The organism is Duganella qianjiadongensis (genome assembly GCF_009857915.1).
In the GTDB taxonomy this organism is placed as follows: domain Bacteria; phylum Pseudomonadota; class Gammaproteobacteria; order Burkholderiales; family Burkholderiaceae_D; genus Rugamonas; species Rugamonas qianjiadongensis.
In genome coordinates, this window is record NZ_WWCM01000012.1 from 51129 (window position 1) to 71941 (window position 20813).

A 20813-nucleotide genomic window follows, 5' to 3' on the forward strand; every position below is an offset into this window, starting at 1 on the left:
TCGCGGCTTACCATAGCGCTGGCGCCGATGGCGGCGCGCCCTAACTGTGAGCGGGGAAGTACTTTGGTTTCTACTCTGGAACTGGCGGCGAATGCCGTGATGACGGTGTCTATCGTGCTGGCGGGGCGCAACAATGTGCACTCATGGTGGCTGGGCGTGGTGGGCTGCAGCATGTTTGCCCTGTTGTTTTATGGCGTCAATCTGTATGCCGACGTGGCGCTACAGCTATTCTTTATTATTACCTGCCTGCTAGGGTGGTGGCGCTGGCTGCGCGGCGACAGCGGCGGGCAGCTGCCGATACGGCGCGTACGCCGCGCCGTGCTGCTAGGCATGAGTGCGGTGGCCCTGCTGGCCACCCTAGGCTACGGCCTGCTGCTGCAGGCTTATACCAATGCCTATGCGCCGTTTATCGATTCGGCCGTGCTGGCATTCAGCATTGTGGCGCAATTGCTGCTGATGGGGCGGCGCATCGAAAGCTGGCCATTCTGGCTACTGGTCAATAGCATTTCCGTGCCGCTTTACCTGAGCCGGGGCCTGCAACTGACGGCTTTGCTGTACGCCGCCTACTGGGTCAATGCGCTGATTTCGTGGTGGTTCTGGCACCGACAGATGACTTCTCAAAAGCAACTTGCATAGAGTCATCGACTTTGGTTTTTTCTCGTTCTATCATGGTGTTACTAGATAGAAAATAACCAAAGGAGATGACATGCAGTGGTTTTCTGACTTGAGAATAGGCCGCAAGCTGATCGTCGCGTTTGCCGTCGTGACCGTGCTGGCCACTTTGCTGGGGCTGTTTGCCATCCGCCAGCTCAGCGTGGTCAATCAGGCTTCCACCGATATTGCCGATAACTGGCTGCCGTCTATCCGCACGCTGGGCCAGATCGAAGTGTCGCTGGCGCGCTACCGGATTTCTGAATCCAACCACATTATCATGCATGATGCAGCCGAGTTCGATAGCGTGGAAAAGGCCATGGCATCCCGGCTGGAAACCCTGCGCAAGCAGCAGACGGCCTACGAGGCGCTGATTTCCGAGCCCGAAGAAAGGCGCGTGTATGCCGAGCTGCGCAAGACGCTGGACGAGTATATGGCGGCCAGCCGCAAGCTGATATCGCTGTCGCGCGCAGAGAAGAATGACGAGGCGGCCGCGCTGCTGCGCGGCGATTCGAACAAGCTGTTCCGCACGGCCTTCGAGCAGCTCGATGCACTGGTGAAAGTCAATGATGAAGGCAGCACGGCCTCCGACAAGGCAGCCGACGTCACTTATGCGCACTCGCGCAACACCATTATCGGCTTGCTGGTGGTACTGATGGTGCTTAGCATGGGGCTGGCAGTGTATGTTGCGCGCATCGTCGCGACGCCGCTGGAAGAAGCCGTGGGCATCGCCGGACGCGTGGCCGAGGGCGATCTGAGCAACGTCATTGTCGCTAGCACCAGCGATGAAACGGGGCAGCTGATGGATTCGCTGCGCGCCATGAACGACAGCCTGCTGAAAGTTGTGGGCGAAGTGCGCCACGGTACGGACGCCATCGCCACCGCTTCGGCGGAAATTGCCAGCGGCAATCTGGACCTGTCGCGCCGTACCGAAGGACAGGCCAGCTCGCTAGAAGAAACCGCTTCGGCCATGGAAGAGCTGACCTCGACCGTGCAGCAGAATGCCGATAATGCCCGTCAGGCCAACCAGCTGGCGCAGTCCGCTTCCGGCATCGCCAGCGATGGCGGCAAGGTGGTCGATGAAGTGATCACTACCATGGATTCCATCAGCGCCTCGTCGCGCAAGATCGTCGATATCATCAGCGTGATCGATGGCATTGCCTTCCAGACCAATATTCTGGCGCTGAACGCCGCGGTGGAAGCGGCCCGCGCTGGCGAGCAGGGGCGCGGCTTTGCCGTGGTGGCCACCGAGGTGCGCAATCTGGCCCAGCGCAGCGCGGCGGCGGCCAAGGAAATCAAGGAACTGATCGACGATTCGGTGGTGCAGGTGGAGAGCGGCACGGCGCTGGTGCAAAAGGCCGGGGCGACCATGGCGGAAGTGGTGTCCAGCGTGCGTCGCGTGAGCGATGTGGTGGCTGAAATCTCGGCCGCCAGCGGCGAACAGAGCACCGGCATAGCGGAAGTTAACCGCGCCATTACCCAGATGGATGAAGTGACCCAGCAGAATGCCGCGCTGGTGGAGCAGGCTGCCGCTGCGGCCGGCGCCATGCAGGAGCAGGCCGCCAATCTGGCCGAAGTGGTGAGCAAATTCCGCTTGCGCTGAGAGAGGGGGCCGGACCACCGGCCCGCAGTTATTTGTGGCTGCCGCTTTCGGCCGGCAGCGCTTCTGCCTGTGCCGGCGCCGGATTGGGCTGCTGGCGGTAGGCGCTAGGCGTCAGGCCCGTGCTTTCGCGGAAGGCCGTGGCAAAGTTGCCGGCATTGTTAAAGCCTACCATCAGGGCAATATCCTGCACTTCGATATCGGTTTCGCGCAGCAGATGCATGCCGCATTCGATGCGGGCAGCACGGATGTAGGCGAACACTGTCATGCCGGTATGGGCGCGGAATAGCTGCGATAGTTTCTCGCGATAGGTGCCCACTTTGCTGGCGATGTCCGTCAGGCTGGGCGGGGCCGCCAGATTATTCGAAATCAGCCGTTTGGTGGCGTTGACGATTACCACTTCCGGATCCGTTACGGCGACGATGGTGTCGGCAATCGCATGGTCGGTGCGCGGCGCCTGCTGCTGGCGCGCGCGCATGGCCAGATTCAGATGCACCTGTATGCGGGCCGCCAGTTCGCCCGGCGAGAACGGTTTGCCGACGAAATCCACCCCGCCCAGTGTCAGGCCGAGGATGCGCTCTTCCGTATTGTCATTACCGCTGAGGAAAATGATGGGGATGTCCTGCGTGGCCGGATTGGCCTTGAGCAGGCGGCAGGCAGCATAGCCGTCCATGCCCGGCATGCGCACATCGAGCAGGATCAGGTCCGGCTGCTGGGCCAGTGCCAGCTGATAGCCCTGCATGCCGTTAAAGGCCACCGAAACAGAATACGGCAGTTCGCTCAGCAGATCGACCAGCAGGCGCTGTTCGAATGCGGAGTCGTCCACGACCAGTATTTTGCTCGATGGGGTAGGGCGGGCGATGGGCATGGCCTCGGCTAGGTTGGTTATACAGACTTTGTCACTGCAAGTTGCATAGTAGCGCTAACAGGCCAAAAAGTTGAATAGTTTCTGTTTTCATTAAACATATGCTACCACTGGCTTGCAAGATTGTTGTAAATCCCCCCTGTTACGCACTATTTTTCGCACTTTTCTCCGCCAGCAAAACTGCTCTCGCATGTGGCAAAAGCAGGCATTTTTCGGATCGTTAATAATGAATTCGGCTCGCAACAATGCCGAGTCAGCCATATTGCATATGCGCTAATGAACTAGCAGACCAAGGAGTAAAGCATGAAACACACTGATTTTGGCAGCATGGCCTGTCCTATCGCCCGCAGTCTGGGCAAAGTAGGCGAATGGTGGAGCATCCTGATCCTGCGTGATGCTTTCTATGGCCTGACCCGTTTCGACGAATTCGAAAAAAGCCTGAAGATTGCGCCGAATATGCTGACGCGCCGTCTGTCGGGTCTGGTGGAAGGCGGGCTGATGGAGCGTCGCCAGTACAGCACCCGGCCGCCGCGCTTCGAATACATCCTGACCGAAAAAGGCCGTGCCTTCAAACCCGTGCTGCTGGCCTTTATTGCCTGGGGCAACGATCATCTGGCACCGGAAGGCGCCAGTCTGCTGGTGGTGAGCCGCGAAACAGGCAAACCGGCCGATCAGGTGCTGGTCGATGCCAACAGCGGTCTGGCCATCAACGATGAAGATTATATGTTTGCGCCGGGCCCGGCCGCGACGGAAGGCATGCGTAACCGCCTGATGGAAATTAGCAAAATGGCCTGAACCGGCAAGCTACACTTGTAGGGAAGTGATGCGGCGCGACCCGGCAGGGAAGCGCCGCTTTTTTTGCTCATCAGAAATGTTGCAGCTCCGTTGGCCGCGGCGAATTTGTGGAATAATGTGTAGCGCGCAAACCAGCGCAGCGGCGATGGTGCCCGACCGGGGCGCCCACAGTAAAGGAAAGCATTGAGTGAATCTGTTTGCGCGTGACGAGGAACTGGCGCAGTGGCAGGCCGCGCTGGCCGAGGCGCAAGGCGCCCAGCGCTGGCCTTTGCTGCAGCTGCTGGCCTGGCATCAGCGCCAGCGTGATACTCAGCAGGCGCGCCGGCTGTGCGCCGAACTGACTCCTTTGCTGGCGCTGCTGCCGGCACCGCAGGCGGCGCTGGCACGCTGCCGCGTGCTGCTGATCGACGCGGAAGCGGAGGCCCTGCATGGCCGTCTGAATGCAGCGCAGCTGCTGTGCCTGCAGGCAGCCAACCAGCTGGAACTGGCCACGGCCGAACTGCCGCGCGAAGCAGCGCTGGCACGCGCCGATATCGAATGGCTGCAGGCGTGGCTGGCCAATGACCGTGGCGACAGCCATGCGGCCGATCAGGCATTGCAACGGGCTGCCCAGGCAGCCCGTAGTGCGGGCGATGCCGTGCGCATCGACGTGATCGACGCGGCTAGCGGCATCTGCGATACCTTCAGCGACTGGCAGGCCGCGCAACAGCGCTGGGGCCAGCGCTTCGGCACCGATCTGAGCGCAGTGGCGCCCATCGCGGCCGGCTGGATCAGCGACTTTTTCGGTACCTGCGCCTTCCAGCGCAGCGAATACGGGCGCGCCATCGGCCACCTGATGCTGAGTTTCGAATCGGCGCTGGCCAGCGGCCAGCTGCGCCGCGCCATCATCATCGCCACCAATATCGGTAATGGCTTTACCAGCCTGAATGCGCATGAGGCGGCACTCGACTGGATGCAGCGCGGGCTGGATCTGGCGCGGCCTACCGGCTGGCCGCTGAGCATAGGCATGTGTCTGATGCAGACGGCCGAAACGCTGCGCCAGCTGGGCCAGCGCGAAGCGGCGCATACACTGCTGCGCGAAGCGCTGCACACGCTGCAGCCTTTGTCCGGCTCGCGTGCGTATGCGGTGGCGCTCGAATATCAGGGCGATCTGGCACTGGATCTGGGCCATTACGAAGCGGCACTGGACAGCTTTACCCAGCTCGCTGCCCGTGGCGATGCGCTGCGCCAGTCGGACTTCCGCAGCAGTGCGCGGCGCGGCCAGGCCCATGCCCTGTCCCATCTGGGGCGGGCCGATGAAGCGCTGGCAGCGGCGCAGACAGCGCTGCAGCTGGCGCGCGAACATGTGGATGCGTCGGCCCAGATTGCAGCGCTCAATGTGCTGGCCGATATCCACGCCCAGCATGCGCTGCCGCCGCCGCAGACCATGCAGGCGGCCAGCCCTGTGCTGCACTATCTGCTGCTGGCGCTGGAAGTGGCCGGCACCATCGACGGCTACACCGTTTCCGGCGCGCTGCTCGATGCGATTGCGCGCGAATACGCGGCTGTGGGCAATTACGAGCGCGCCTATGCGATTTCGCTGCAGGCCGGTGCCGCGCGTGATCAGATCCACAGCCAGCAGGCCACCAACCGCGCCATCGCCATGCAGGTGCAGTACCAGACCGAACGGGCGCAGACGGAAGGCGAGCACCATCGCCAGCTGGCCGCCGCCGAGGCAGAACGCGCCGAAGTGCTGCAGCAGACCAGTGCCACGCTGACCCACCTGAGCGCGATCGGGCAGGAGATCACCGCCCACCTCGATGCGGCGGCCGTGTTCCGCGCGCTGGACCGGCACGTTCACGGCCTGCTCGACGCTACCCATTTTTCCATCTTCCTGCTCGATGCCGACGGCGACTGGCTGACTTGCGCCTTCGGTACGGAAGCGGGCAATCAGGTGCCCGCCGTGCGCGTGGCCCTGTCCGACCCGCAGGCCAATACGGCGCGCTGCGTGCGCGAACGGCGCGAAATACTGGTGGAACTGGGCGCCGCCGATCTGACGCCGAACCTGATTCCGGGCACGCTGCCGACCCAGAGCCTGCTGTTTGCGCCGCTGCATGTGGGCGAGCGTATGCTGGGCGTGATGACGGTGCAGTCGCTGCAGGCCAGTGCCTACGGCGAACGCGAACGGCTGATCTTCCGCACCCTGTGTGCCTATGGCGCCATTGCGCTCGATAACGCCAGCGCCTACCGGCAGGTGGCGGCGACGCTGAAGGCGCTGAGTGCGACGCAGGAGCAGCTGCTGGAAAAGAATCTGGAACTGGAGCGGGCCTACAAGGCGCTGGAAGAAGTCAGCCTGACCGACCAGCTGACGGGGCTGCGCAACCGCCGTTTCTTCCTGCAGAATGTGGATGCCGATGTGGCGCTCAGCCTGCGCGCGCACGACGCCGGTCAGCACCGCGAACTGACCATCTGCGATCTGACGGCGGCCAAGGATCTGGTGTTCTTCATGGTCGACATCGACCACTTCAAGCAAGTCAACGACCGTTACGGCCACGCAGCGGGCGATTCGATACTGGTGCAGATGCGCGAGCGCCTGCGCGAAGTGTTCCGCGAATCCGATTATGTGATTCGCTGGGGCGGCGAAGAGTTTCTGGTGCTGGCGCGCGCTACCCACCGCGAGGAAGCCCACGTGGTGGCCGAGCGCATGCGCCGTGCCGTGGCCGAACGCGAATTCATACTGCCTGATGGCGCCACGCTGGCGAAAACCTGCTCGATCGGGTTCGCCTGCTTCCCCTTCATGCCGGAGCAGCCGCGATTGCTGTCGTGGTCGCAGGTGGTGGAACTGGCCGATCAGGGCCTGTACATCGCCAAGCGTTCGGGACGCAATGCGTGGGCGGCACTGTACAGCACGGCCGCCACCCGCAGCGAAGGCGTGTTCCCGCGCCTGATGCAGCAGCTGGAGCAGGCTGTCACGGCGGGCGAAGTGCGGCTGGTGACGAATCTGGCCGGCCCGCTGAATCTGGTTGGCGAGCGCCGCCGCACCGGTCTGTCGAGCGATCTGGAAACCTGAGCGGACTGCCGCTACACGCACTCTGCAAAACCCGAATTACCTACTTCATCATGACTACATCCCTTACCCGCTGCCGCTGGGCCAATCCGGCCAATCCCCTGTATCTGGCCTATCACGACGAGGAATGGGGCGTGCCCTGTCACGACGAGCGGCGCCTGTTCGAAATGCTGAATCTGGAGGGCGCGCAGGCTGGCCTGAGCTGGGAAACCATACTCAATAAGCGCGCCAGCTACCGTGTCGCGTTCGACGATTGGGACGCGGAGAAAATCGCCGCCTATGATGCCGACAAGGTGGCGCAGCTGCTGGCCAATCCCGGCATCGTGCGCAACCGCCTGAAAGTAGCGGCAGCCATCACCAATGCGCAGGCCTATCTGCGCCTGCGCGCCAGCGGCACCACACTCGATGCATGGTTGTGGGCCTATGTGGGCGGCCAGCCGCTGGGGCCGGAGCCGGGAGCACGTCCCGCCAGGACGGCGCTGTCGGACCGGATATCCAAAGACCTGGGCAAGCTTGGGTTCAAATTTGTCGGCTCCACCATCGTGTACGCCTACATGCAGGGCATAGGCATGGTGAACGACCATGATCCGGCCTGTTTCTGCCGCCACCAGCCATGAGTGCCGTCACTATGACTGCAGACCGTCAGGTCATCCTCGATACCGACTTCGAAGACGGTGCACGCTTCATGGCCGCATGGCGCGCGCTGGCGTCGCAGCAATCGCTGTTCTATCTGGCCGTCACCGCGCGGGTAGCACCGGCCAGCAGCATTGCCGATGCACAGCTGCGCGCCCTGTGGCCGCTGGATTTGCCGGGCTTTCACCGTATCGTGCTCGATGACGGGCGGGTTACGCTCGATCTGCTGGTCGGTGCGATCGGGCAGGTGCTGCCGGAAATCGAAGCGCGGGTCGACCGGATCTATCTGCGCGGCGCACTGGCGCCCACGCTGGCACGCCCGCTGGCGCGGCTGGCCAGGCCCGAAGCCGAACTGCTGGCCGATGCGCCCGACCAAGCGCTGAAGCTGGCGCTGCGCAAGCAGGGCTTTGTCGAGCAGGCGGGCAGTGCCGCCTATCGGGCGCTGTATCAGAGCCGCAAGCCGCGCCTGCCCGCACCGCCTATGCCCGCGCTACGCCAGGCCATCGTCATCGGTGCAGGCATTGCCGGCGCATCGGCCTGCCATCGTCTGTGTGCGGCAGGCTGGCAGGTGACGCTGATCGAACGCCATGGCGCACCGGGGCAGGAGGCGTCGGGTAATGTGGCAGGCATCTTCATGCCGCTGCTATCCAAGGACGACAATATTCCCACCCGCCTGACTCGCGCCGCGTTTCTGTTCGGCTTGCGCGAGTGGCAGCGTCTGGGCGGCGTCGGCAGCGTCTTTGAAGGCGCCAGCTGCGGCGTGCTGCAGCTGGCGCGCGATGCCGATCACGCGCAGGTGCAGCAGGATGTGGTGGCAACATGGAACTACCCGCAGCAATACGTGCGCTGGCTGGATGCTGAAGCGGCAGGTGCCTTGCTGGGCGGGCCCACGCCACATGGTGGCTGGCTGTTCGGACAGGGCGGCTGGGCCCGTCCCGCCTCGCTGTGTGCAGCCCTGCTGGCGGCCTGCGGCACGCGGCTAGAGCAGCGCTTCCACCAGGAGGCGCTGCGCCTGCAGCGTCAGGGCGAGCACTGGCAGGTGTTTGATGCAGGCGGCGCTTTGCTGGCCGAGGCGCCTACGGTGATACTGGCCAATGGTGCCGGCGCAGTCGATATCGCGCAGGCGGCGCAGCTGCCGCTGGCGCGGCTGCGCGGACAGGTAACCCATCTGGCGCAGGAGCTGGGGCCGCGTCTGTCGCTGGCAGTGTGCCGCGAAGCCTATGTGACGCCACCCAATCAGGGCGTGATCTGCGCTGGCGCTACCTATAGCAGCGATGACGAGAAGGACTTGCGTGCCAGCTGCCAGCAGGAGAATCTGGCCCGTCTGGCCGAAATTATTCCGGGCGAAGCGGTAGCGGCGCTGGCTGCCAGCGCACCGCTGGCGGGACGGGTGGGCTTCCGCTGCGCGGCGCCGGACCGGCTGCCGCTGGTGGGACCGCTGCCGGACTACGGCAGCAGCGGGCGGATCGAAAGACTGCGCGATATGCCGGTGCATGCCGGCCTATATAGTCTGCTCGGCTATGCTTCGCGCGGCATCATCTGGTCCACCCTGATGGCGGAGCTGCTGGTGTCGCAACTGGAGCAGCGTCCCCTGCCGCTGGAAAGTACACTGGTCGATGCGCTGGTGCCGGGGCGCTTCATGCTCAAGCAGCGCCGCCGCGCGCCGCAGGCATAGGCGCAGCGGGCGTTGCGCGGCTGCCTGCGCGGTGCTGGTGGCCGCAAAGCCGAGCAGCTATAATCAGAGAGCTGGCTACGGCCATGATTTTTTTCCTTGTACCGCGCCGTCCATGGAGGCACTGACGATGGATGAACACGAAGCGTCGCAGTATCAGGGTTCGCCGGAACTGTATATGTTTCTGGCTTCCACTGCGCATGACATGAAAAACTCCATCAGCGTCCTCAGTGGCACGCTGGAGAATCTGCTGGCCGGCGCCATGGCCAGCGGCGCTGGCACCGCCGGCGAGGAAAGCCATCCTGATTACACCCAGCTGGGGCAGATGCTGTACCAGACCCGGCGCCTTAACGACAACCTGATGCAGCTGCTGGCGCTGTACAAGGATGTGGGCAAACCCGGCTACCCGTTCGAGCCGGTGGCCAACAGCATGGAAGAACTGGTGCAGCAGGTGGCCAGCCAGGCCCGTATCCTGCTGCAGTCGCGCGGCATCACGCTGGAACTGGATTACCCCGAAAATGCACTGTGGACGCTGGATGAAGATCTGATCATCGGCGTGCTGGTACACGCTATCAATAACGCCATCCGCTACACGCGCGACCGGCTGCGGCTGGCCATCTGCATCGACGGCGACTATCTCGAAATCCGTGTGGAAGATAACGGCACCGGCTTCCCTGCCGTGATGCTGGAAGCGGGGACAAGCGCCATGAAGAACCATCACGGTGCCGTCAACTTCCTCAACAACAGCAGTGGCCTGGGCCTGTATTTTTCCAGTGAGGTGGCGAAGATGCATGTGCACCGGCAGCGCCACGGCAGCATAGCGCTGGAAAATGGCGGCACACTGGGCGGCGGCTGCTTCGTACTACGACTGCCATGACGACCCATCAACTGCTAGCCACCAATGATGTGGACTGGGCGGACAAGCGCTATCTGCTGGTGGACGATTTCGTCGGTATCCGCCAGCTGCTGCGCGAATCCCTGCGCAACCTCGGCGCCAAGCAGATCGATCAGGCGGCCAGCGGCGGCGAGGCCATGGTCCTGCTGGGCAAGCACCGCTATGACGTGGTGCTGTGCGATTACAACCTTGGCGACGGCAAGAATGGCCAGCAGGTGCTGGAGGAAGCGCGTCTGCGTAATCTGCTGATGCCGAGCAGCGTGTGGCTGATGGTATCGGCCGAGAAAAGTGTGGAATCGGTGATGGGCGCAGCCGAACACCAGCCCGATGCCTACGTCATCAAGCCGATTACTGAAGGCGTGCTGCTGACCCGTCTGAACCGGGTCTGGAACAAGAAGCAGATTTTCAAGGAAATCGACCACGCCTATGCCGACAAGGATTTCCTGCGTGCGGCCAGACTGTGCGATGAGCAGATTGCCAGCAACCCGCTGCATGAAATCGAACTGCTGCGCATGAAGGCCACGCTGCTGCTGAAAAGCGGCGAGCCGGAAAAGGCGCGCCGCGTCTATGAAAAGGTGCTGGAAGAGCGCGACTACAACTGGGCGCGCTGCGGACTGGCCAAGATCATGATGAATAACGGCGAGGTAGCGGCCTCGCAGGCCATGTTCCAGTCGGTGATGACGGCCAACCGTTTCTATATCGATGCCTACGACCAGCTGGCCGCTTCCTATCTGCTGCAGGGGAATACGGAAGAAGCGTTTAATGTGCTGGAAAAAGCCACCAAGCTGTCGCCCAATTCGGTGCTGCGGCAGGTGAACTACGGCAATAGCGCGCTCAAACTGGGCAATATTCCCGTGGCCGAAAAGGCCTTCCGCAAATGTATCTACATCGGCGAGTACTCGGTGCGCAAGACGCCGGAGGCCTTTTTCGGGCTGGCCCGCGTGTGCGGGCAGAAGAACGATATCAAGGAAGCCCAGCGCCTGCTCAACGCTGCCATCCACCAGTTCGGCGGCGATCAGGTGATCCTGCGCGCCAAGATTACCGAAGGGCTGGTGTATCACGAGAGCGGCGACTACCGGCGTGCCCGCAAGTCGGGCGAAGAGCTGGAGGCCATGCTGGCCGATGAAAACAAGCAGCGCCCCGGTACGGAAACCTGCATGGAAATGGCGTCGCTGCTGTTTGCCGTGGGGGTGAAGGAGGCTGGCACTTCGCTGCTGTGTTTTGTCGCCCGCAATAACCACGACAACCTGCCCTTGCTCGATCAGGTGCAGGCCATCTTCGACAAGGCGCGCCTGAGCGAAGAGGGCGCCGAACATATCAAGACGGCGCGCAAGGAAGCCACCGATATGATGAATACCGGCGTGCTGCTGTGGAAGACCGGCAAGCTGGAAGAGGCGGTGGAGTGGATGCGGGTGGCGCGCAAGGCGCTGCCGAACAATTTGCGCATACTGTTCAATGCAGCGCAGATTCTGATCTCGTTCATGCAGCAGAATGGACACGACGCGGCACTGGCAGATGAAGCGGTGGCAGTGCTGATGCATGTGGATACGCTGGCGCCGGGCCAGCAGCGCTTTGCCCAGCTGATGGAGCAGCTAACCCAGCTGGCGCCCATGCAGGGCGTGGTGGCGGCCGCCGCAGCGAGCGAATTCGAGGCGGAAAACGGCCCTGTGCCGGAATGACGGTGGCGCGCAACAGCGGCACCGCCACGCTTGTCCGCCGCAGTTCAAATGATTACACTGAAATGCGCTGTACCCGGGTTGGCGGCTTGATTTGCTATCAATATTGAGAGCATATAAAGGGCATGAGCTATGCGCGATATCGCTAGGGAAGTCTATTCGAAAATGAAAGTCGGCAGCGTGGCGTGGATACGCCCCGTCACTGCCAAGGGTGATACGCTGGAGACGTTCCAGAGCGCCCACTCCGGCGCGCAGGCGCTGGAACAGGAAGGCCTGATCGATATCGAAAAAGTGCAGCGTCAGGCCGATGGCCTGATCGACGCGATCCGCATACAGCGGCTGGCCTGAATCTGCTCCAGGCCAGACTGTGCTGCCGAAGCCACAGATTACGCTTTGCTGCTGGCCGTTTTAGGCTTGGCTGGCGCACGTTTTGCAGCCGGTTTTTTGGCGCCGGCGCTGGCAGCAGGTTTGGCTCTGGCTTTGGCCGCTGCAGCCGCTTTGGCTACCGGTTTGGCGGCGGCTGGCGGCACGGTGCTGGCCACGGCCTGCTTGAACTGCTCCTGCAGCATATTCCACCACGCTGCCGGATTGGCCATGGGGGCGGCAGCGGCATCCGCGCCGGCAGCAGGCTTGCTGGCTGCGGCGGCACTGGCCTCAGGCGCCGGCTTGGCTGGTTCTGGCGCCGGTTTGGCGGCTTCCTGCGGGGCAGGCTTGTCCTTGTCGGCAGTGCGCGCATGGTGGAAGAAGGCCGACACATAAGGGTTGGCATCGAAGATGGATTTATCGCTACTGGCAGGCTGCTGCGCCGCCGAAGCCAGACTGGCACCGACCGATTTCAGCGTGGCGATGGTGCCGCGCTGGACTTCCAGCGCCTGTATGCTCCCGCGCAGCATATTCATGTTCACGCTGAGCCATGCTTCCACGGCTTTCAGGTCATTGATTTTCTTGTCCAGTTCTTCCACGGACAGCGTAGGCGCCGTGAGGCCGGGCACGCTCATGCTGCCCCACAGGTTCTTGACGAAATCGAGCGTATCGTTCATGACATTGGCGCCGGGGATGTTCGGCATTTGTGGATGGGCCATCGAATTCTCCAGTGGGTTCAGCGTTTAGCGTAGCAGATTACGGCTGGGCGTTCAAAAGGTTTTGACAACATTTCGCAAGGAGCGCTGGCGCGCCGAACCAGTTAAACTAGCGCCATGAGCCTTGCCACTTTTCTCCGTCGCCGTCGCCGCCTGCTGCTGTTTTGCGTGGCGACGCTGGTGCTGCATGGCGTGGCAATCGACTGGGCGGGCAGCCACCTGGCCGGGGTGGCGCCGCGTTCGTCAGCGCTGCCTGCCTCGCTGATGACGGCGCAGCTGAAACTGAGCCTGCCGAAACATGTCGACACGCCGCAACCGGCGCAGCCGCAGGCTTTGCCGGCACGCGCGCTGCCGCCGCGGTCCGTCAAGGCAGCGGCGCATGCCCCTGCCATCGCCCCGCTGATACCTGTGCCAGCCGCTGAAACGCCTGCGGCAGTGGAGGCCGTGCTGGCCGATGCCGCCACGCTGGCGACGCCAGTGCAGGCGGAGCAGGCCGGTGCCAGCGCCGCGCAGACCGGCACGCCGGTGCCGCTGCAGGCCGATGGCGCCACGCCGCTGGCGGCACAGCTAGCGGAGCAGCTGTCGATGCGGCGCTACAAAGTCAATTTGCCGCCTTCGGCCGATTTTGATATGGATGTGGCCAGGGTGGACGCTGACGGCACGCGCTGGAACGGCGCTGCCAGCATGCGCTGGCACACGGATGGCAGCCAGTATCAGGCTTCGGTGGAAGCGGGCCTGAATCTGCTGGTGACGCGCCTGAATCTGCTGGTGATGCGCAGCGCCGGCAGCATCGACGATTATGGCATCGCTCCCGCTACCAGCACCCAGAAGCGCGCGCGGCGGGCCGAAACCGCCACCCATTTCAACCGCGATGCGGCCACCATTACGTTTTCTGCGTCCGAACGCAGCTACCCGCTGCTGGTGGGGGCGCAGGATATGACCACCGTGCCCTTCCAGCTGGGCGGCATAGGCCGCGCAGATCCCAACCAGTTCGCCAGCGATATCGATATGCAGGTGGGCGAGGACCGCACGGCCAATATTTTCCGCTTTCAGCTGGTGGGGGAGGAGGAGCTGGAAACGCGGCTGGGCAAGCTCAGAACCTGGCATCTGACCCGTCCGCCCCGTCCCGGCAGCTATACTTCCAGACTGGATATCTGGCTGGCGCCGGGCCTGAACTGGCTGCCCGTCCAGCTGCGCAATACCGAGGCGAGCGGGGCTCTGACCACTCAGACCGTTTCCCGCATCACGACTAACGTAACCGGAAAATAATATGCACCCATCGTCCCTCCGCCGTCTGCTCACGCTGTGCGCGCCGGCTGCACTGGCTGCGCTGCTGGCCGCTGCGCCACTGGCCCGTGCCGCCGAAGGCGAGCATCCCAGCGTCAAGCGGCCATTCAACCTGCCGCCTTCGGCCGAACTAGGCTACAGCATCAAGGCCAAGCAGCGCGGCATCAGTCTGAATGGTTCGGCCACCGTGCAGTGGCGCGCAGCCGATGGGGCCTATTCCATCGCCACCGAGAGCCGGGTTAGCTTGCTGGGCAAGATCCTGGAAAACCGCAGCGAGGGCAGTATCGATGACTATGGGCTGGCGCCGGTGCTGTTCTACGAAAAGCGCTTCCGCAAGGACCCCAGCCACACCACCTTCAAGCGCGATGTCAAAACCATCACATTCAGCGAAGGCGACGACAGCTACCCGATCAAGGGCGGCGAACAGGATCGCACCAGCATCCAGTGGCAACTGGCGGCGCAGGCCAGAGCCACGCCGGACAAGTTCAAGCCGGGCAGCGAGTGGGCTTTTTTTGTCGCCGGCCGGCGCGATGCCGAGGTATGGCGCTTCAAGGTGATGAAAAATGAGGCAGTCCAGATCGGTACGGGCGAGGTCAACGCCGTCCATCTGGTGAAAGCGCCGCCGCCGGATGCGCAGGGCCAGCAGGTCGACCTGTGGCTGGCGCCGTCGATGGACTGGTATCCGGTGCGGGTACGCTTTAACGACGACGATGGCGACTTCGTCGACCAGACGCTGGAAAAGGTCGTGCGCAAGTAAGCTCCTGCTATACTGACGCCCCCGCAATCGGGACGGGTCTGCCCCCGGGTTTTTCGCCTGCGGCGCTGTCTTTGTGTATGTTGCGTACGAATTGATAAACAATGATAGAACCTATAACAAGCGAGACCACGCCTGACGGGGCGCTGGATCAGCAGCAGGATGGCCTGCAAGCCCATTTCAAACCGAATGTGTCGGTGGACGAGATCGAACAGGTCTACCACCTGAAACGCGCGCAGCCGCTGCTGCAGGTGTTCACAGCCCTGTTCCACGGCGGTTTTGACGGTGTGCTGGTGCGTCTGCTGGTGCTGCGCGAGCTGGCCTCGGATACCAGCTCGTCTACCTTCTCGCGCGCCGATATCAACACCCGCCTGGCCTATCTGCTGCCGGAAAGTCTGGAAACGGTGCTGATGCGCCTGCGTAGCAACCAGTTGCTGGCGTGGGATGCGCAGCAGGCCGTGTACCGCGTTACGCCCATGGCGCGCAATGTGCTGTCGGCTATCGACGGCCTGCTGGCGCTGGGTAACGACGAAGATGAAGCCGATATGGGCTTTTTGCTGTCGCAGGTGGCCGGTGCGCAGGTGATGGGCGGCGTGACGGTGGAACAGCTGCAGCACCTGCTGGGCCGTCTGGTCGATCTGACGGAGGAGTTCTCCGACGCGATAGCCTCCGGTTCGGAATTCCGCCTGCGCGCTTCGCAGGCCAAATGGCATATGGCCTGCGACTGGGTGGAAAAAGGCTCGGAAATCCTGCGTGCCATTACCTCCGATGAAAATGCCGATGCCGCCACCCACCGGGCGGCGCAGGCGATAGGCCGTGCCCAGTCGGCGCTGCTGAATATGCAGGGCATGTTCTCGCGTGCACTCAACCAGATCGAACGCCAGCGCGTGCATCTGGGCCAGTCCGGCCTGTCCACCACCGACATCAAGCGCTGGCTGCTGCTGCACGAAGATCTGGCTTCGCTGGCGATCGATGCCATCGACCAGCCGGTGGTGCCGCTGTTTATCACGCCTGCCGAAATGATAGACGTGGCCGAAACCGAGCTGCTGGCCGACCGTGCCGTCAGTGCCGTCAGTGGCGGCCTGCCAGCCGGTACCGACGCGCCGACCACGGTGAGCGACGCGCCGCAGATGCAGCGCGAGCTGGATGACTGGCTGGAGCGGCTGTCCGACTTCGCCGCCTTCGGCAAACAGGCTAGGCAGAACCTGCCGGCGGGCGTAGACGCCTCGGAAGCGGTGCCAGTGCACGAAACACTGCTGCCCGCTACTTTCGCCGTGGCGTCCTACCGCGCTTCGCTGCTGCCTCTGCTGGGCGATGCCGACGAAGCGCGCCTGCAGGGCGCTACCGCCGAACTGGCGCGTTTGCCAGTGAAGTTTGCACCGACTGATGAAATGGTCGAGCTACCCGATTTGCATGTGGCAGCAATGTCCATGGCCTCCCTCTCACTTACTCTGAATCCGGAAGGCGACAAGTCCGATGAATGACGATTCCCAAATTCTGATCGCCCGCCTGCTGACGCACCAGAGCCTGCGCCGCGATGACAAGCTGGTCAAACGCGTGCTGTCGGACGAACAGTTCCGCGCCGAAGTCGATGCGCGTCTGCTGGCCACGGGCCTGAAACTGCTCGATAACGTGTATGCCGACCACGTCACGCTGGCGCTGCACCGCGCCATCGAACCGAAGATTTTCGGCGCGCGCGATATCTGGCAGAACAATAACTTCGGCCTGTCGCGCGACGGCGTGGCGCTGCTGGTGGTGCTGTGGGCGCAGATCATCCTGCCCAAGCGCGAGCGGCAGGAAAGCCATACCCATGCCGACGACGACCAGAACGATATGTTCGGCGTGGAGAAGCCGCTGCCGCGGGCAGAAGATACCTCGATCGGCATAGCCTACAAGGCGCTGCTGGCCGACTTCGGCGACAAGCTGGGCAAGAAAACCCGCCTCGATATGAATCTGGGCATACTGGCCAAGCTGGGCTTCATCGAACGGCGCGGCGACGTGATCGTGGAAGGCCCGCTGCTGGATCTGATGATGGATACCGACCTGCTGAAAGAGCGCATCATCAATGGCGCGCTGGCCGATGTGTTCAAGCGTTCGCCGGCGCAGATGGTGCCGGTGCCGCGCCAGACTGCGGCGGCGGAGCCGGAAGCCGAATCAGCTCAGGATGCAGTCCATGATGCGAACCACGCTGTGGCCAGCGCGTCCGCCGCCGAAGCCGCAGGCGAGCCTGCAGCAGATGGCGCGGCCGATACCGAACTTCCAGACGAGAGCTAAGCCATGTTTCACATTAAATCGTTAGAGCTGGTCCACTGGGATTACTGGCAACGTATCAAGAATATTCCGCTGGACGCGAAGATCATCACTATCGCGGGCCAGAACGGTTCCGGCAAAACCACGCTGCTCGATGCGCTGCGCACCCTGTTCGGGCTCGATTGCTCGATGGGCCGCACGTATAAACACTATGCCCGTCACAGCGGCCAGCAGACCGCATGGCTGCGCGCCGTGGTGGATAACCGCGCCGTCGGCAGGCAGCTGTCCAACCGTCCGTTCCGCAGCTCGGGCTTTTTCAGCGACGATGAAGTAACGCTGTTCTGCCAGATCCAGAAGAACGGCGGCGACTGGAAGCGTCAGTATCTGATGCGGCCGGGGAATGTGCAGATCGAAGACATCGGCGAAGCCGGCAACGACTGGCTGGGTGTGGAAAACTACCGCAAGCGTCTGGCCAGTGCCGGCCTGTCGCCCGCCATGGCCAAAGTGCTGGCGCTGGAGCAGGGCGAAACGGACAAGCTGTGCGAATATGCACCACGTCAGCTGCTTGATCTGGTGTTCCAGGTGTTCGGTGACAAGGAAGTGCTGGACGCTTACGACGAAGCCAAGCGTCACCAGCGCGATACGGAAACGGAGCTGAAACGCTTCGAGGCCGAGCTGGAATCTTCCAGAACCAATCTGGAAGGCTTGCGCCTGCGCGTGGCCAACTACCACCAGTGGGAGTCGCTCAACAAGGAACGCCGCAATCTGCAGGAAGAAGTGCTGCCGACGCTGGAATACCACGAAGCGCGCGAGAAGCACGGCGCCGTTAGCCGCCAGCTGCGCGATGCGCGCAAGCCGCTGATGCAGGCCGACCAGCAGCTGTCCGACAAGCGCAATGCACTGGCCGCACAGGCCAAGGCACTGAGCGACGCGCAGCAGACGGAAACCGTGCTGGAACAGGAATCGACTGCGCTGCAAAGCCGGCTGAATCTGATCAACGGCAAACTCAAGCCGCTCGATTCGCTGCTGGAACAGAAAGCCCGTCTGCAGAAGCTGGCGACCGAAGCCGGCGCCGATCTGGCCGAGGTGGCGCAGCAGCTGCAGGAAAAGGAAATCGAGCTGGCGCGCCAGCGTATGGCGCGCGATGCCATCGCCAGCAAAATCGCCGGCGAGCAGGCCACCATTGCGGCGCTGCAGGGTAAAACTGCCATGCCCGAGCCGGAAGTGCAGCGCGCCATGCGCCGCGCCCTGAATGACGCCGGTATCGGTCACGCCATGCTGTCCGATATCGTCGAGGTGACGGATGCGCGCTGGCAGGGGGCCATCGAGGGTGTACTGGGCGGCTATGCCTCCGTGGTACTGCTCGATAAATCCTCCGATGCTGCGGCAGCCTACCGGCTGGCGGAGAAGGAACGCTATCGCCACTTCATCGTGCCGGATCTGGTGCACGTGCCTAGCGTCAAGGATGACAGCCTGATGTCGGTGGTGAAGTTCTCGGCCAAGGTGCCGGCATGGCTGGTGGAACAGCTGACCCGCATCACCCGCGTCGACTCGGTCGATGCGGGCGCAAAACTGGGCAGCCATGAAGAATGGATTACGCCGGATGCCTACCACCGCGAGCGCCGCGGTGGCCGTTCGCTGTTCGTGGAAGCTTCGCGCTACCGCTTCGGTTCCGCTGGCCGTACCCAGCGTATGGAAGCGATCCAGAAAGGCCTGCCGGCGCTGGAAGCGCAGGAAGATGCGCTGACGCTGGTGGTATCCAAGCTGGCATCGGAAATCAGTGCGCTCAAAACCCGTCTGGCCGGTGTCGATGCAGCCAAGGAACTAGCCGCGCGTCAGGAGGAATTCGACGAGGCGGCGCGCAACGCCGGGCCGCTGCGCGAAGAGCGCACGGAAGTCGGTTCGCGCCTGGGCGAACTGCAGACGCTGATCAAGAACGCTGTGGTCACCCGCACCCGTGCCGACACTACGTGGCAGAACGCCCGCTTTGCGCTGTCGGAAGCAGAAGCTGGTCTGCGTCTGAACAATCGCCGCCAACTGGAGCAGCGTAGCGACCACGCGCGTGCGCTGCTGGCCCTGCGCAAGAGCTGGCGCCACCTGCCGAAAGGCTGGAAGCGTTCGGCCCGCCGACTGGCGCTGGCCGACGAGCATCAGAATACCCATCAGGTGCATCTGCGTATCCACAGTCTGGAAACCAGTCTGGCGCGCAGCGACTGGGAACTCGATGCCACCGTGATCGACCAGTACCAGCGCCTCAACGACCAGCTGCATGGCCGTCAGGCCGAGACGGAGGAGCGCCGCTACCAGAACAACCGCGCCATCGAGGCCACCGGCAATGCCCGTGGCGCCTACATGGAGCGGCTGCGCTACACCATCAAGACCTATGCCAAGAACATCAAGGAGCTGGGCGAGCTGGCCGGCATCGAAGTGCATGCCGATCCGGTGCGGCTGGAGAACGACGATATGCTGCTGGCGCAAGCCGGTCTGCATGTGCGCTTCAAGTTCGACGGCAAGGGCATCATCGGCATGAACGACGGCGAAGCTTCGGGCGGCCAGCAGGTGATGAAATCGCTGGTGCTGCTGATAGGTCTGCTGAAATCGGAAGATGGTTCGGGCGGCTTCGTGTTCATCGACGAACCGTTTGCCCACCTGGATATCCGCAACATCCAGCTGGTGGGCGAGTTCCTCAAGAACACCGATGCCCAGTATCTGATGACCACGCCGCTGACCCACAATACCGACGTGTACGATCCTTCCGAACTGACGCTGATCACCAGCAAAAAGAAGAAGGATACCGAGTGGGCCCAGCCTATCTTCGTGCTACAGCGCCGCACAAGCGAAGCGACACAGGCCGCCTGATCGCCAGCGCAGGCCGCAAAAACAAACGCCCGGAGCAGCCATGCATCCGGGCGTTGTGTTTTGTTCGGCTGGTTTATTTGATGTCGAAGATGTCGATAGGGCGCGGCACCGGCTTGGTGCTGCGGCGCCAGCGGATCAGGCGGACCGAGAAATACAGGTAGAAGCCGCCCAGCAGGCCAAACAGCACGGCCGTTACCGGCTGGCCGAGGAAGTCGGGGTCCAGCGGCAGCTGGTTGTGCATATGCAGATAGGCTTCGAACAGGCGGTAGATCAGGCGGCTGATGAACAGCATCAGTATCAGCAGGCTGATACGGCGGTTAGGTGTATAGAAAAAGCCTTCTGCCGTGTTTTCCAGCCGCGTGGTCTGCACATTGTGGCGGCCCAGCAGCGCACCGATGGCGGCACCGGCCAGCAGCGCGCCCAGCGCTTCCCACTTGCCGAGCAGGGTGGCGGCGATCACGCCCAGACTGCCGGCGCTGATCACGGCGGTGCTGTAATGGCGCCACAGTTCCGAGCGGGTGCGTCCGAGCAGCGTCTTCAGACGCGAATAGATGCGCCACACGGCCAGAGGCACCAGTAGCAGCAGGGTGAGGGTGGTCATTTCAATATTCATTTCAACAGCATCTTGAAGTCAGTCGAGAAGCGCGATTGTACGCCAGTCTGCGCAGCCCCTGCCTTGACAAGCGATAGCGGCGTCAGCAAACTGGGCTCAGGTAGCTCTACAGGCGCAGCCTTGCGGCCTGCTAGCAGT

17 protein-coding genes are annotated in these 20813 nt (G+C 62.9%); 14 read left to right on the forward strand and 3 right to left on the reverse strand.

Annotated elements, in window-relative coordinates:
* Positions 1 to 63 precede the first annotated feature (63 nt).
* The gene (pnuC, locus tag GTP27_RS16660) at positions 64 to 636 is read left to right on the forward strand and encodes a nicotinamide riboside transporter PnuC (protein WP_161040297.1); all 573 of its coding nucleotides are present in this window, start codon (positions 64 to 66) and stop codon (positions 634 to 636) included.
* Positions 637 to 706: 70 nt separating this feature from the next.
* Positions 707 to 2254: a methyl-accepting chemotaxis protein gene (locus GTP27_RS16665; RefSeq protein WP_161040298.1), complete on the forward strand. Its 1548-nt coding sequence runs from the start codon at positions 707 to 709 to the stop codon at positions 2252 to 2254.
* A gap of 28 nt (positions 2255 to 2282) precedes the next feature.
* Here GTP27_RS16665 and GTP27_RS16670 read toward each other — a convergent pair whose 3' ends face one another.
* On the reverse strand, positions 2283 to 3119 hold the full coding sequence (locus GTP27_RS16670) for a response regulator transcription factor (RefSeq protein ID WP_161040299.1): 837 nt from the start codon (positions 3117 to 3119) through the stop codon (positions 2283 to 2285).
* Between the two features lie 300 nt (positions 3120 to 3419).
* Here GTP27_RS16670 and GTP27_RS16675 point away from each other — a divergent pair, with 300 nt between their 5' ends.
* The 7 genes from GTP27_RS16675 to GTP27_RS16705 all read left to right on the forward strand — a co-directional run bounded on the left by GTP27_RS16675 (position 3420) and on the right by GTP27_RS16705 (position 12181).
* A complete protein-coding gene (locus tag GTP27_RS16675) occupies positions 3420 to 3911 on the forward strand; it encodes a winged helix-turn-helix transcriptional regulator (RefSeq protein ID WP_155436292.1) in 492 nt (163 codons plus the stop codon).
* Between the two features lie 187 nt (positions 3912 to 4098).
* Positions 4099 to 6960, forward strand: a complete 2862-nt coding sequence (locus GTP27_RS16680; RefSeq protein WP_371865942.1) for a diguanylate cyclase — start codon at positions 4099 to 4101, stop codon at positions 6958 to 6960.
* Positions 6961 to 7010: 50 nt separating this feature from the next.
* The gene (locus tag GTP27_RS16685) at positions 7011 to 7574 is read left to right on the forward strand and encodes a DNA-3-methyladenine glycosylase I (protein ID WP_161040300.1); all 564 of its coding nucleotides are present in this window, start codon (positions 7011 to 7013) and stop codon (positions 7572 to 7574) included.
* Between the two features lie 11 nt (positions 7575 to 7585).
* The gene (gene mnmC1, locus GTP27_RS16690; protein ID WP_161040301.1) at positions 7586 to 9265 is read left to right on the forward strand and encodes an FAD-dependent 5-carboxymethylaminomethyl-2-thiouridine(34) oxidoreductase MnmC1; all 1680 of its coding nucleotides are present in this window, start codon (positions 7586 to 7588) and stop codon (positions 9263 to 9265) included.
* 127 nt (positions 9266 to 9392) lie between these two features.
* A complete protein-coding gene (locus GTP27_RS16695) occupies positions 9393 to 10139 on the forward strand; it encodes a sensor histidine kinase (RefSeq protein WP_161040302.1) in 747 nt (248 codons plus the stop codon).
* On the forward strand, positions 10136 to 11836 hold the full coding sequence (locus tag GTP27_RS16700; RefSeq protein ID WP_161040303.1) for a tetratricopeptide repeat-containing response regulator: 1701 nt from the start codon (positions 10136 to 10138) through the stop codon (positions 11834 to 11836). The genes GTP27_RS16695 and GTP27_RS16700 overlap by 4 nt, the downstream gene beginning before the upstream one ends.
* 129 nt (positions 11837 to 11965) lie before the next feature.
* Positions 11966 to 12181: a hypothetical protein gene (locus GTP27_RS16705; protein ID WP_161040304.1), complete on the forward strand. Its 216-nt coding sequence runs from the start codon at positions 11966 to 11968 to the stop codon at positions 12179 to 12181.
* A gap of 38 nt (positions 12182 to 12219) precedes the next feature.
* Here GTP27_RS16705 and GTP27_RS16710 read toward each other — a convergent pair whose 3' ends face one another.
* A complete protein-coding gene (locus GTP27_RS16710; protein WP_161040305.1) occupies positions 12220 to 12915 on the reverse strand; it encodes a PhaM family polyhydroxyalkanoate granule multifunctional regulatory protein in 696 nt (231 codons plus the stop codon).
* A gap of 114 nt (positions 12916 to 13029) precedes the next feature.
* Between GTP27_RS16710 and GTP27_RS16715 the strand changes: the two genes are divergently transcribed.
* From GTP27_RS16715 to GTP27_RS16735, 5 genes are all read left to right on the forward strand, one after another.
* On the forward strand, positions 13030 to 14181 hold the full coding sequence (locus GTP27_RS16715) for a DUF3108 domain-containing protein (RefSeq protein ID WP_161040306.1): 1152 nt from the start codon (positions 13030 to 13032) through the stop codon (positions 14179 to 14181).
* 1 nt (position 14182) lies between these two features.
* On the forward strand, positions 14183 to 14956 hold the full coding sequence (locus GTP27_RS16720) for a DUF3108 domain-containing protein (RefSeq protein WP_161040307.1): 774 nt from the start codon (positions 14183 to 14185) through the stop codon (positions 14954 to 14956).
* A gap of 101 nt (positions 14957 to 15057) precedes the next feature.
* The gene (locus tag GTP27_RS16725) at positions 15058 to 16437 is read left to right on the forward strand and encodes a hypothetical protein (RefSeq protein ID WP_161040308.1); all 1380 of its coding nucleotides are present in this window, start codon (positions 15058 to 15060) and stop codon (positions 16435 to 16437) included.
* Positions 16430 to 17227 (forward strand): hypothetical protein, encoded by a 798-nt coding sequence (locus tag GTP27_RS16730; RefSeq protein WP_161040309.1) that lies wholly within the window; start codon positions 16430 to 16432, stop codon positions 17225 to 17227. Before GTP27_RS16725 ends, GTP27_RS16730 begins: the two co-directional genes overlap by 8 nt.
* 3 nt (positions 17228 to 17230) lie before the next feature.
* Positions 17231 to 20062 carry an ATP-binding protein gene (locus GTP27_RS16735; RefSeq protein ID WP_161040310.1) on the forward strand — a complete coding sequence of 944 codons (2832 nt, stop codon included), beginning with the start codon at positions 17231 to 17233 and terminating at the stop codon, positions 20060 to 20062.
* Between the two features lie 73 nt (positions 20063 to 20135).
* Here GTP27_RS16735 and GTP27_RS16740 read toward each other — a convergent pair whose 3' ends face one another.
* Positions 20136 to 20663 (reverse strand): CcdC protein domain-containing protein, encoded by a 528-nt coding sequence (locus GTP27_RS16740; protein WP_229634067.1) that lies wholly within the window; start codon positions 20661 to 20663, stop codon positions 20136 to 20138.
* Between the last annotated feature and the right edge of the window lie 150 nt (positions 20664 to 20813).

Coding starts and splice junctions, on each gene's coding strand:
- GTP27_RS16665 (WP_161040298.1), top strand. CDS start 707: ATGCAGTGGTTTTCTGACTTGAGAATAGGCCGCAAGCTGATCGTCGCG.
- GTP27_RS16670 (WP_161040299.1), bottom strand. CDS start 3,119: ATGCCCATCGCCCGCCCTACCCCATCGAGCAAAATACTGGTCGTGGAC.
- GTP27_RS16675 (WP_155436292.1), top strand. CDS start 3,420: ATGAAACACACTGATTTTGGCAGCATGGCCTGTCCTATCGCCCGCAGT.
- GTP27_RS16685 (WP_161040300.1), top strand. CDS start 7,011: ATGACTACATCCCTTACCCGCTGCCGCTGGGCCAATCCGGCCAATCCC.
- mnmC1 (WP_161040301.1), top strand. CDS start 7,586: ATGACTGCAGACCGTCAGGTCATCCTCGATACCGACTTCGAAGACGGT.
- GTP27_RS16695 (WP_161040302.1), top strand. CDS start 9,393: ATGGATGAACACGAAGCGTCGCAGTATCAGGGTTCGCCGGAACTGTAT.
- GTP27_RS16700 (WP_161040303.1), top strand. CDS start 10,136: ATGACGACCCATCAACTGCTAGCCACCAATGATGTGGACTGGGCGGAC.
- GTP27_RS16705 (WP_161040304.1), top strand. CDS start 11,966: ATGCGCGATATCGCTAGGGAAGTCTATTCGAAAATGAAAGTCGGCAGC.
- GTP27_RS16710 (WP_161040305.1), bottom strand. CDS start 12,915: ATGGCCCATCCACAAATGCCGAACATCCCCGGCGCCAATGTCATGAAC.
- GTP27_RS16715 (WP_161040306.1), top strand. CDS start 13,030: ATGAGCCTTGCCACTTTTCTCCGTCGCCGTCGCCGCCTGCTGCTGTTT.
- GTP27_RS16720 (WP_161040307.1), top strand. CDS start 14,183: ATGCACCCATCGTCCCTCCGCCGTCTGCTCACGCTGTGCGCGCCGGCT.
- GTP27_RS16725 (WP_161040308.1), top strand. CDS start 15,058: ATGATAGAACCTATAACAAGCGAGACCACGCCTGACGGGGCGCTGGAT.
- GTP27_RS16730 (WP_161040309.1), top strand. CDS start 16,430: ATGAATGACGATTCCCAAATTCTGATCGCCCGCCTGCTGACGCACCAG.
- GTP27_RS16735 (WP_161040310.1), top strand. CDS start 17,231: ATGTTTCACATTAAATCGTTAGAGCTGGTCCACTGGGATTACTGGCAA.
- GTP27_RS16740 (WP_229634067.1), bottom strand. CDS start 20,663: ATGACCACCCTCACCCTGCTGCTACTGGTGCCTCTGGCCGTGTGGCGC.